Annotated in this window: 8 protein-coding genes; all 8 read left to right on the forward strand. The window is 60.5% G+C overall.

All coding sequences use genetic code 11. The annotated features are described in order from the left end of the window. Positions 1 to 201 precede the first annotated feature (201 nt). Positions 202 to 3,099, forward strand: coding sequence for an EAL domain-containing protein (locus tag P0R31_RS05605; RefSeq protein WP_275513181.1), 2,898 nt, complete (start codon positions 202 to 204; stop codon positions 3,097 to 3,099). 281 nt (positions 3,100 to 3,380) lie between these two features. After that, the gene (locus P0R31_RS05610; protein WP_275513182.1) at positions 3,381 to 3,734 is read left to right on the forward strand and encodes a hypothetical protein; all 354 of its coding nucleotides are present in this window, start codon (positions 3,381 to 3,383) and stop codon (positions 3,732 to 3,734) included. Between the two features lie 21 nt (positions 3,735 to 3,755). Next, positions 3,756 to 5,222, forward strand: coding sequence for a methyl-accepting chemotaxis protein (locus P0R31_RS05615; RefSeq protein WP_275513183.1), 1,467 nt, complete (start codon positions 3,756 to 3,758; stop codon positions 5,220 to 5,222). Positions 5,223 to 6,839: 1,617 nt separating this feature from the next. Beyond that, on the forward strand, positions 6,840 to 7,697 hold the full coding sequence (locus P0R31_RS05630) for a branched-chain amino acid ABC transporter permease (protein WP_275513184.1): 858 nt from the start codon (positions 6,840 to 6,842) through the stop codon (positions 7,695 to 7,697). A gap of 3 nt (positions 7,698 to 7,700) precedes the next feature. Then, the gene (locus tag P0R31_RS05635; RefSeq protein ID WP_275513185.1) at positions 7,701 to 8,921 is read left to right on the forward strand and encodes a substrate-binding protein; all 1,221 of its coding nucleotides are present in this window, start codon (positions 7,701 to 7,703) and stop codon (positions 8,919 to 8,921) included. Positions 8,922 to 9,047: 126 nt separating this feature from the next. Then, a complete protein-coding gene (locus P0R31_RS05640) occupies positions 9,048 to 10,010 on the forward strand; it encodes a branched-chain amino acid ABC transporter permease (RefSeq protein ID WP_275513338.1) in 963 nt (320 codons plus the stop codon). After that, a complete protein-coding gene (locus P0R31_RS05645; protein ID WP_275513186.1) occupies positions 9,997 to 10,731 on the forward strand; it encodes an ABC transporter ATP-binding protein in 735 nt (244 codons plus the stop codon). The genes P0R31_RS05640 and P0R31_RS05645 overlap by 14 nt, the downstream gene beginning before the upstream one ends. Further along, entirely contained in the window at positions 10,724 to 11,419 is a 696-nt protein-coding gene (locus P0R31_RS05650; RefSeq protein ID WP_260380518.1) for an ABC transporter ATP-binding protein, read from the forward strand. The genes P0R31_RS05645 and P0R31_RS05650 overlap by 8 nt, the downstream gene beginning before the upstream one ends. The last annotated feature ends 78 nt before the right edge of the window (positions 11,420 to 11,497 follow it).

Here is an 11,497-nt window from a genome sequence, read left to right on the forward strand (position 1 = left end):
TCCCGGCCCTTTATCGCAAGCCGATCTTAACGATTTCAGCATTGGTTGCAGGCATTGTTGGAGCAATTTGAGATGGGCGAGCTGCCTCGCGCAGAGACTTGACTGCGCGCCGGGAGCCTCGCCAAACCAGTTTTTTGGCGCGGCTATTCCGAAATGGGCGTTGTCACCAATCGCTTTGACAATCGGAGGACTTGCGGCCTCATGACGTTTCGGTCCATCACAATGTTCTCGCGCCTTGCCCAGGCAAACGGGTCCATCCGAGCTCAGATCCTGATCTTTTGTCTTGCGATGGGCGCGATCATTGTCGCGCTGGGGGGCTACGCCACCCTTGGCATCCGCCATGCGGCCGATTTGGTCGCCAAAACGTACGATGAATCGTTGATGTCGATCAATTACGCGCGTGCCGCCGGCGCGGACTTCGCCGCAATGCGCGTGGCATCTGCACAACGGCGCATGACCAAGGAGCCCGCAATCCGTGCCCGCCTTGACGACGACATCGAGCGGCTGGCCAAGTCGCTCTCGGAGGACCTGACGATCGCCGCAGAGCGGTCACAATCCGCGCGCGCCGCGGGGGCCACCGCCAAGGTCCGGGAAGCGGCCGACGCTTGGGTGGCGCTCCATCATCATGGCATAGAGCCTTCCGCCGAGAAGGGTGCGAACTACGAAGCAAACGTCTGGGATCCTTTGACCGACCAACTTGATCAGCTCTCCAGGACTGTGAATCAGCAGGTCGAGCTGCTTGTCAACTACACGGCTGGCGATGGTTTCCTGTTCCGGCAGCGGGCGCTCTCCGCCATCAAGCGAGATCTGCAGTTCAATGTGATCGGGTTGAGCATTGCGCTCGCTCTATCCATGGTCTTCTCGTGGCTATTGCTCCGTCGCATCATCGGGCCTGTGGCTACTGCATCCAGAGCCGCGAGGAAGATTGCCGACGGCGATTTGACCGTGAAGATTCCCGAGGGCGGCAGCGATGAGCTAGGGACACTTCTCACCGCGATGGCGACAATGCGGAACAACATCAGGGCGATGGTTGATCGCGAGGTCTCGCAGCGCCGTTCCGCGCAAGCGAGGCTTTCCGATGCGCTTGAAAACTCGCGTGAAGGCGTTGTGCTGCTGGATCGCGATGGCCAGATCGCCCTGGCGAACTCACGGGCCAGCGAGTTCATCGGAAGCGCGCCCCAGCTTCTGTCACCGGACCTCTTGCGGTCTGCACTGGTTCAAGGTCCAGCCGCAAAGGCAACGCAGGTCGCGGAAAGTGCGGTTGGCATCCAGGAACTGGCGAGCGAAGCCCAGCTTCCGGATGGACGGTGGTTGCGGGTCAGTCGCAGCCCAACCCAGGAAGGCGGCGTCATCGTTGTCTTCAGCGATATCACCGCTCTAAAGCAGCAAAAGGCCGAGTTGCATGCCACCAACTTGAAGCTAGATGCGGCGCTCACGCATATGTCACAGGGGCTATGCCTGTACGACAGTTTAGCACGGCTCCAAGTCGTCAACCGCCGGTTCTGCGAAATCTTCAATATCATGCCCGAGCTGCTCCGGCCGGGCATGAGCTTCGAAGACGTGCTCTGCCTGAGCGTGGCAGCCGGAAACCACGGCAACCAGAGCCTGGCCGATCTGCTGGCGGAGCGCGAGAGTTTCCTGGCGTGCCAGAGCGGCAATTATTTCCAGCACCTCAGCGATGGACGCATTGTCTCGATCGGCCACAGATCAACATCGGACGGCGGCTGGCTCATTACCTGCGAAGACGTGACCGACAAGCAGCGGGCTCAATCTCAAATCGCTTTCATGGCGCGCCATGATGTGCTGACAAAGTTGCCCAATCGATCATTGTTCGCCGAGCGCATCGAGCACGCCATTGCCCAGGCGGGCCGCGGTTCTGGTTTTGCCGTGCTCTGTCTGGATCTCGATAATTTCAAGCAGGTCAATGACACTTTGGGGCACCCCGTCGGTGACGCACTGCTTTGCGCAGTGGCCGACCGCTTGAGCGCATGTGTTCGGGAGGTCGACACCGTCGCGCGCTTGGGCGGCGACGAGTTCGCGATCATCCAGGCGAATATCCAGAACGCGGGAGACACGGAGCGTCTCGCCCGCCGCATCGTCGAGCAGGTGGCGGAACCCTATGACTTGAATGGACATCCTGTCGTCGTCGGATGCAGCGTTGGCATTTCGGTGGCGCCCACCGACGGTGCGACGGGCGAGAAGCTTCTGAAGAATGCCGACGTGGCGCTGTACCGGGCCAAGGCCGATGGCAGGGCAACCTGGCGGTTTTTCGAACCAGCCATGGATGCGACCTTGCAGCAGCGCCGGGCGCTGGAACTCGACCTGCGCGAGGCAATGGACAAGGAGGAGTTCGCCCTGTTCTACCAGCCACTATATGACCTGCGCCGCGACCGGCTCAGCGGCTTCGAGGCCCTGCTACGCTGGGCTCATCCCGAAAGGGGACTGATACCTCCCGACCAGTTCATTCCAATCGCAGAAGAAACTGGCCTGATCAGTCCGATCGGGCAGTGGGTGCTCAATCGTGCCTGCGAGCAGGCTGCCATGTGGCCGGATGAGCTCAAGCTTGCGGTCAACGTCTCGGCCGCCCAGTTCCGAAACCCGCGCCTTATCGAGATTATCGCCAACGCACTCGCGGATTCGAAGCTATCTCCGCATCGACTTGAACTCGAAATCACGGAATCCGTTCTCCTCATGAACAGCGCGGAGACGATCGCAACGCTCCATAAGCTGAAGGCGCACGGTCTCCGAATCGCCTTGGACGATTTTGGGACCGGCTATTCCTCCCTCAGTTATCTCCGCGGCTTTCCGTTTGATAAGCTCAAGATTGACCAGTCGTTCGTCCGCGATGCGACGGCGATGACTGGATCGAAGCTGATCGTCAGGTCCATCATTGGCCTCGGAAAAAGCCTCGGCATGACCACGACAGCGGAGGGAGTCGAGACGATGGAGCAGTTGAACCAAATGAGGGCGGAAGGCTGCGATGAGGCCCAAGGGTACCTGATCAGCCGTCCGGTGCCTGCTACTCAAGTCGCGTCTACGATCCTGGCATTGAGCAAAGGCGTTAAGAAAGATCGCTGGCGCAATGTGATCGCCAGTTAGAGCGCTGGATCCGCGCAGCAGATAAGGGATCAGGACGATCCGTCCCCTCAGCCATTACGCATGGTCGGCGTACAGAACGCAGAGCCAGCAACCTCGACGAGGGGCACCCACGTTGCCGAAAGTGGGCCTGCCGAACGCAGGCAAGAGAAAATAGAGCGCCACTGCTGACCACGTCCCACGCCGGGTCGGTAAGCGGACTTACCTGTCACTGGCGAGCATCGGCGCGATCCTTCAACCTGAAGGTTTACCCTCAGTTAGGCTCGCCGCCTTATCATCATGAAATGGGATCCGGTCAGATCAATCGCAAAACGCAGGTGCCGTCGTGGCTGAATGCGGCGGCGCTGCTGATTGCGAGTTGGATCGTCATCGTGGCACTGTCGCTGCAGGTGCGCCCGGGTGCCGAGGTAGTGGCAGTGGCCTTCCCGCCATGGTGGGGCACCGAGCAAGTCTTCCTGGCCGTGGCATCCGCCAATGCCGCCATTGTCCGGACGACCGCCATATCCGTTCTCTTGGTGGTGCGGCCCGACGACCACGATGGATTGACGCGGCTGCGCCAAGCCGGCGCCTGGCTGATGCTCGACCCGCAGGCGGTCGCCGCCTGCCTCAGGGCAGATGATTTGAAGCAGACGATTTGACAAATGGGTTGAGGATAGAGAATGACGTTCGAAGGCAATGAATTGGGACGCTTGCGGCAGTCCACGACCAGGATCTTGCTCGCCGTACTCTGGGTGCATGCGCCGATTTCTGCGATCGTTGGTACGACGCTCGGTGGCAATTGGCTTATGCCTTGCTCCTTCATGGTCGCCATGGCCCTGACGGCGACGCTGTCGTGGCGTATCGCAGGGGATAGCACTTCAACTCACTTGGTCTTGGCCGTGGCCTTGATGGCCGGCGCGTCAATGCTTGTCTTCCAGTTCGCAGGTCATCATTGGCAAGTCGACATGCACATGTACTTCTTTGCAGCGCTTGCAACCCTGGTGGCCTATTGCGATTTCCGGCCGATAGTCGCCGGCACAGTGGCGGTCGCGCTGCATCATCTGACGCTAAACTACATTTTGCCGGCGGCCGTGTATCCTGGCGGTGCTGACCTCGGCCGCGTTGTTCTCCACGCCACAATCCTTCTTATCGAAGCCGGCATATTGATCTGGCTCGCACATACGCTGTCGCAATTGTTCGAAACGGCGGCACAGAAAACTGCGGAGGCCAAAGTCGCGAGCGCCGCCGAAGCGCGGGCCAATGCCGATCGCATCGAGGTCGAACGGACCAAGCTGGAGCGGGATGCAAAACGGCGAGAACTCTCCGTTGGATTTGAGCGCAAGATCAGCGATGTCGTCGAGGCCGTTGCCGTGGCGGCCAACCAGATGCAGGGTCTTTCCGCGTCGATGAATGACGGCAACGCGGAAACGGCGCGGCAGGCCGCGGCCGCTGCCGCTGCATCGACGCAGGCGTCCATGAACGTGGAAACAGTTGCGTCCGCTACTGAACAGCTTACAGCCTCGATCAACAACATCGCCGAACGGGTGGCACACGCCGCGCGAATCACCGGCAAAGCGGCTGCGGAAGCACGGCGCACCAATGCCGTCGTGGAAGGCCTTTCAACGCGTGCGCAGAAGATCGGCGAAGTGGTCACCCTGATTCAGAATATTGCCGGTCAGACCAATCTGTTGGCCTTGAATGCGACCATTGAGACCGCACGAGCCGGCGAGCACGGCCGGGGATTTGCGGTCGTCGCCAGCGAGGTCAAGGCACTGGCCAATCAGACTGCCAAGGCGACCGAGGAAATCTCCTCGCAGATTCAGAACATCCAGACAGCCACGGGCGACGCGGTCGACGCCGTCGGGGCGATCGGTAGTACTATCGCCGAGATCGACAAGATCTCCGGCGAGATCGCAGTCGCGGTCGATCAGCAGGGTGCAGCGACGCGGGAAATTGCGGGCAACCTGCAGCAGGCCAACGACCGCACCAAGGACGTCGACACGAGCATCGTTAGCGTCAATCGTGCGTCTGAGGAAAACAACCGCACAACAACACGGCTGCTCGAGGCTGCAAACGGGCTGTCATCCCAATCCGACCAGTTGAAGTCCGAGGTCGTGCGTTTTCTGGGTTCTCTGCAGGCGGCGTGAGCGTCCGGCGTGTTGACCGATGACGAATCCGCCGGGCGAGGACCCGAGACACCATCGGAGCAATCTCTGCTCGGCTTGACGGCACCGTCCGTGCCGTGCCCTGTCAGCCGCTCCTCGTCGGCGGAGGCGTTGGCGCACACGTGTCGTGCGCAGCAGCCGTCGAGGCCACCGAGCTTTTCCGCTTCGATCCGGCTTGGTTGGAAGCGGAGCTGACCCTGCAGTATGCGCGCTTACGACCGCTCCTAAGGCGCAAACCCGTAGATTCACGGACTCAAAAAATGTGGCGCGGACAGCTATTTTGTCCTGCAGCACCGGGGTTGGCCTATTTCATCGCTTTTCATGTTTTTTCCGGTGGGCCGCAGGCGGTTCGTCTGCGGCCATTTTGCACCCAGACCTCGAAGATGCTGCGGAGATGTTTGTCCTGCCGCAGCGCGCGCGATCTCTGCCTGTCCGCGGCGACTCCCGAGCCGCGAGCCGTCGACAAACGCCGGCTTTGCTCAAGCAGCCCGCAGGGCCGAAACTTCGAGGCTACGATTGCGCTTCAGATGACGAAGGAAGGTTGCTTAAGCCAGATCGGGCGGTGGCACCGAGGTCCTCTCCGAGCGGACTGGCGTCGTCTGAAGCATGCATCTCACGCTTCCGGTCCGGGCCGGAGCCCATCCGAGGCGACGGTGGTCAGAAACTGACACCGACGCCGACGTAGCTCGGACTTCCGACTTCACCTGCTATCCGCCGTTCTCCTGTGGGCACTCCGGGCAGGTATCGCGCCGATCGAATCCTGCATGTCGCGGATCTCGGTGACGGCTTCATCAGCGGAGACACCGGGCAGCGGATTCCGACGTGCGATGTCTAGGGGGCGTTCGCCTACATGCGGGTCGGCGCGGTCCTGCATCCAGCCGTGCTCCTCGCATTCGCGAATGGTACCGGCTTCCTGCAGGACGCTAAACGCCTATCCGCGCTGCGTCCACATCGTCGGGCGGTTTTTCTTGAACATCAGTATCGAGATTCTTCCTGCCGCTCTTCGTCCGGGCAGGGATTCAAGATCGTCGAGCCAGCGGCTGTCCACGTGTTCCGCCCGCCATGTGTGCAGTTACGCTGCACAGAACTCGCTGGTTCACCTCGCCTGTGCGGGGTCTTCGCCGGTCGCGGCGATCTTGAGCGCGCCACCGGGAAAGGCCGCAGCAGCGCCTTAGCCTCGTCCCATCGGGCATCCAGGACGCCGTGCTCTTCGGTCGCCGTCACGATCACCGGCATCGCCTTTGGATATTGTCCGCGCTCGGCTCGCAGGTGAGGAAGCCGTATAGGTCGCAGGTGACCTCGCCTCTCGCCTTGCGGACGCACGAAGGCGCGATGCCGGTTACCACGTCAATCTACCCAAAATTACTCAGATTGCGTTGCGCTCCTGCTAGGCGAACGCGCGCTGGATATCCTGAATGGAGCATCGATTGGCGGCCATCAGAAGCGCACCATCGCCCCGCTTCCCGCTGCCGGATGAGACCCTTCAGGAGCGCCCTCGTGTCAGTAGACCTTTGCATGCGAACCGCAGCTCACGCTTTCAAGTGGTCTGGCGACTGGAACAAGACGCGCTCGCAAGTCGCTGGGATTTGACGTGGCGACATGGATACGCTGTTTATCGCCGTATTCGAGATCTTGAGCTTCGGTGCCATTGTGGTGCTGGTCGTGCTCGGTCTTGGGATTATCGCCAGCATGATGGGCATCTTCAACTTCGCGCAGGGCGAGTTTGTCCTGCTCGGTGCCTACATCACCTATCTGGTACATAGCATTGGGTTTCCGGTCGCGCTAGGCATGATGGTCGCGCCGATTGCGGTCGGCGCGCTCGGGTTCATGCTGGAAATGGTCGTGGTGCGCCGGTTTTATGCCGCGCCGATCGTCGCCATGCTGGGCACCTACGCGCTCGGACTGATCATTCGCGAGGCAGTGCGCGGCCTGACCGGCGGCCTCTATCTTTCGGTGCCCGAGCCGATCGGCGGCTCCATTACCGTCGGCGCGTTGCATTTCGCTACCTGGCGGTGCGTTATCGTCGTCATCACCCTGCTCGTGATAGCCGCCAGCTATGCGCTGATCGCCTACACCTCGTTCGGCCTGCGGATCCGCGCCTCGCTGGAGAACCCGTCGCTGGCGCGTGTCTCAGGTATCTCTACCAGCATGATCTACAGCGTCACTTTTGCCTTTGGTGCGGCACTCGCGGGTCTCGCCGGCGCGCTGATCGTACCGGTTTTTTCGCTGTTCGCTGATCTGGGCATCCGCTTCCTTATTCAAGGCTTCGTGGCGGTGATGGTGGGTGGGATCGGATCCTTTGCCGGCCCTGTCGCCGGCGCCAGCGTAATCGGCACGTTCAGTGCCGCGCTGCCTTGGCTGATGTCGCCGGTGATAGCCGACGTGCTTGTCTTCGTGCTCGCCATCATTTTCATCAAGTTTCGGCCGCAAGGCCTTGTTTCGAGAAGAGGGGTCTGACCGATGATAAACGCCAGCCAACAACTCAGCCGCCGCCGTTTTCTTCGCAATGCCGCCTTCGCCTCCGCGGCGATTGCGATCGGCCCTGGCAGCTGGGTGATCCGCCCCAACTGGGCCAACGCCACAGAAGGCCCGATCAGGCTTGGTATCGCAACCGATCTTACCGGTTCACTCGGGTTTGCGGGCAACACGGACGCTAATGTTGCTCGCATGATCGTCAAGGAGATCAACGACAAAGGCGGTCTACTGGGACGCCCGATCGAGCTCCTGATCGAGGACACGGCCTCCAACGAGTCCGTCGCAGTCGGCAATGTCCGCAAGCTGATCCAGCGAGACAAGGTTGACCTTGTGCTCGGAGGCATTTCAAGCTCGATGCGCAATGCCATCAAGGACGTCATCATCTCTCGTGGCAAGACGCTCTACATCTATCCGGAGGGCTACGAGGGTAAAGAGTGCATGCCATATCTGTTCTGCACCGGGCCCGTACCGGCTCAGAATTGCGACCAGTTCATTCCCTGGTTGATCAAGCATGGCGGCAAACGTTTCGCGATGCCGAGCTCCAACTATATCTGGCCGCAAACGATCAATGCCTATGCGCGCAAGGTGATCGAGAACAGCGGCGGGGAGGTGATCTTCGAGGAGTACTATCCGCTCGATCAGATCGATTTCTCCTCCACAGTGAGCCGCATCATCTCCAACAAGGTGGACGTGGTGTTCAACACCATTGTCCCCCCAGGCGTCAGCCCGTTCTTCAAGCAGCTCTATGAAGCGGGCTTCGCCAAGAACGGCGGGCGTCTAGGATGCGTCTACTATGACGAGAACACACTCGAAATGAACCAGGCCCATGAGATCGAAGGTCTCGCAAGCAGCCTTGACTACTACAAGGCGTTGACAGCCGAGGATCCCGTGAGCGCCAAAATCCAGGCGGCTTACGACAAGCAGTTTCCTGCCAAGTTCCGATTCTCGGCAGGAAGCGCTGCCACAGGCACTTATCGAGGACTCAAGCTGTGGGAAGCCGCAGTCAAGGAAGCCGGTACGATCGACCGCGACGCGGTAGCTGCCGCCCTTGATCACGCCAAGATCGAGGAGGGGCCGGGCGGGCCGGCGGAGATGGTGCCCGGGACGCGCCACTGCAAGATGAACATGTACATTGGTGTGGCTAAGGGCGGCCAATACGAAATCGTAGCGCGCAGCGCCGGCCTGGTCGCCCCGAAGGAGTGCTGAATGTCGCAGCTATCGTCGACCCGCACCGGAACACGTGCAGCGCCAAGCGTGATCGAAGCGTCTCGAACTCCCACTATCGGTGCACCTGTAAGTGCCGAACCCGGAAGGGTACTTCCAATTATCGAAATGGCGGTGCTGATCATCGCCGCCGTCGCACCGCTAACGCTGCAGAACTACATGACCGTCTATGCGACCAGGGTGCTCATTCTGTGCCTGTTCGCACTATCCTTCGACTTGGTCTGGGGTTATGCGGGGATCTTGAGCTTAGGTCAGTCGCTGTTCTTCGGCATGGCCGGGTACGGCGTGGCACTACTTTCACGCGACTTCCACATTGCGTCGCTCTTTGCCGTAGTTCCCCTTGGTGCTCTGATCGGCTTAGTCGCTGCGTTGCTGCTGGCCGGTTTCCTGCTGCTCGGCCGTCACACATCAAGTGTCGTTTTCGTCTCGCTCGGCAGTATGACCGGAGCTTACGCAGCCGACCGGCTGGCGCGCGGCTCTTATTACCTCGGCGGTCAGAATGGAATCCCTTCGATTCAGTCGATGAGCATCGGGTCTTACACGCTGAACGAGGGACCGGGCTTCTATTACTTGGCCCTCATCATTCTGATTGTCGTTTACCTGTTGTCGCGCTTTTTGTTGCGCTCGCAGTTCGGGCTTGCGCTGGCGGGATTGCGGGAGAACGAACAGCGCATCGCGTTTTTCGGCTACAAAGTGCAGCACCTGAAGGCGATCATTTTCGCGATAGGTGGGGCGATCGCGGGCATCGCCGGAAGTCTTTATGCGTTCCATGAGGGCTTCGTCTGGACCACCATCCTGGGCGTCGTGATGTCAACCCAAGTCGTTCTCTATGTCCTGTTCGGCGGCTCCGGGACATTGATTGGTGCGGTGATCGGCACCGCAATCGTCGAAGGTCTCAGTTTCTGGCTCTCCGACAATTATCGCGACATCTGGCCGATCATCCTCGGCCTCTTGCTACTGCTCGTCATCCTGTTCCGCCCGCTCGGTCTGATCAGCCTGGTGCTCGGTGAGCGGGAGCGTGTCGGTACCTTCCGCCCGAGCCCGAAAGAGATACGTGATGCCGCTTCTTGAAGCCGTCGGAATATCCAAGGTCTTCGGCAAGCTGACTGCGCTGGACAATGCCGCGCTCACGGTTGACGAAAAGGAATTTCATGGCCTCATCGGGCCGAACGGATCCGGTAAGAGCACGTTGATGAAGTGCCTGGCCGGTGCGGAGGTGCCGACGCAAGGGAAGGTTAGTTTCGCCAATACTGACATTACCACTTTCACACCGACAGAGCGTGCACGAGCGGGCATGAGCCTGAAGTTTCAGATCACCTCCGTACTGCCGACGCTCACGCTGTACGACAACATCCTGCTAGCGCTACAGGCCCAATCCTCGCTGCTCGACCTGGTGTTCTCGCGCACCCGAGGACGGCAGCACGAGCAGGTCATGACGATGCTTGCCCAATTCCGCCTCGTTGATCGCGCCTTTGATGCTGCGGCCGCGTTGTCGCATGGGCAGCAGCAATGGCTGGAGATCGCAATGGCGCTCGCAGGCCGTCCACGCCTTCTGCTCTTGGACGAGCCGACCGGCGGCATGAGTCTCGAGGAGCGACGCGTCACCGGCGAACTGCTTCAGCCCATCAAACAGCATTGCTCGCTCATCATCGTCGAGCACGACCTGGATTTCATCCGCGACATCTGCGACCGGCTGACGGTGCTCGATCAGGGCAGGATCCTGGCCTCAGGTACGGTTGCGCAGATCCAGGCCAACGCCCACGTCCAGGAGATTTATCTGCGCCGTGCCTGAATTGCTCGACATCAAGCATCTCGACGCGGGCTATGGGCGCAGCCAAGTCCTGTTTGGCGTCAGTATCGCTATCCCCCCGCGCGGCGGTGTGGCTGTCCTCGGCCGCAACGGTGCTGGAAAGAGCACGCTGCTGAAGACCATCATTGGCGAACTGCCGATTTGGAAGGGCGAGGTGCAATTCGACGGCCGAGCCATCAAGCGCCGCCGGACTGAGGAGCGGGTGCGCGCCGGCATCGGCTACGTGCCGCAGGAGCATTCGGTGTTCGCGCGCCTCTCGGTTCGCGACAATCTCGCGGTCGGATCGCTTTTCCACCGGGATGCATCGGCTATGGATCGGGTAATAGGCATGTTTCCGAAGCTCGGCCAACGCCTGGATCAGCCGGCCGGAACGCTCTCAGGCGGCGAGCGCAAGATGCTGGCGATTGCGCGTGCGATGCTGGGAAAACCAAAGCTCCTGTTGCTGGATGAGCCGACCGAGGGTGTCTGGATCGGCGTTATCGAGGAGATCACCGAGCGCTTGAGCGAGCTTGCCAGGGACATAGCAGTCATTATCGTCGAGCAGCATCTCGATCTCGCAATGCGCGTAGCGGACCACACTCATGTGCTCGACCGCGGCCGGCTCGCGCTGTCGGGCCCTTCGCGGGAGTTGCGGGCTGATCCGCGGCTTTTGACCTATCTGGCACCTTAGGAGCATCAGCGCCAGGGCTGTCATCTGGCGGACGGAAAAGTAGCTTCATCGATTTTTTTACAAAGAAGGTGTGGGAGG

The organism is Bradyrhizobium yuanmingense (assembly GCF_029167105.1).
Classification (GTDB): Bacteria; Pseudomonadota; Alphaproteobacteria; order Rhizobiales; family Xanthobacteraceae; genus Bradyrhizobium; species Bradyrhizobium yuanmingense_A.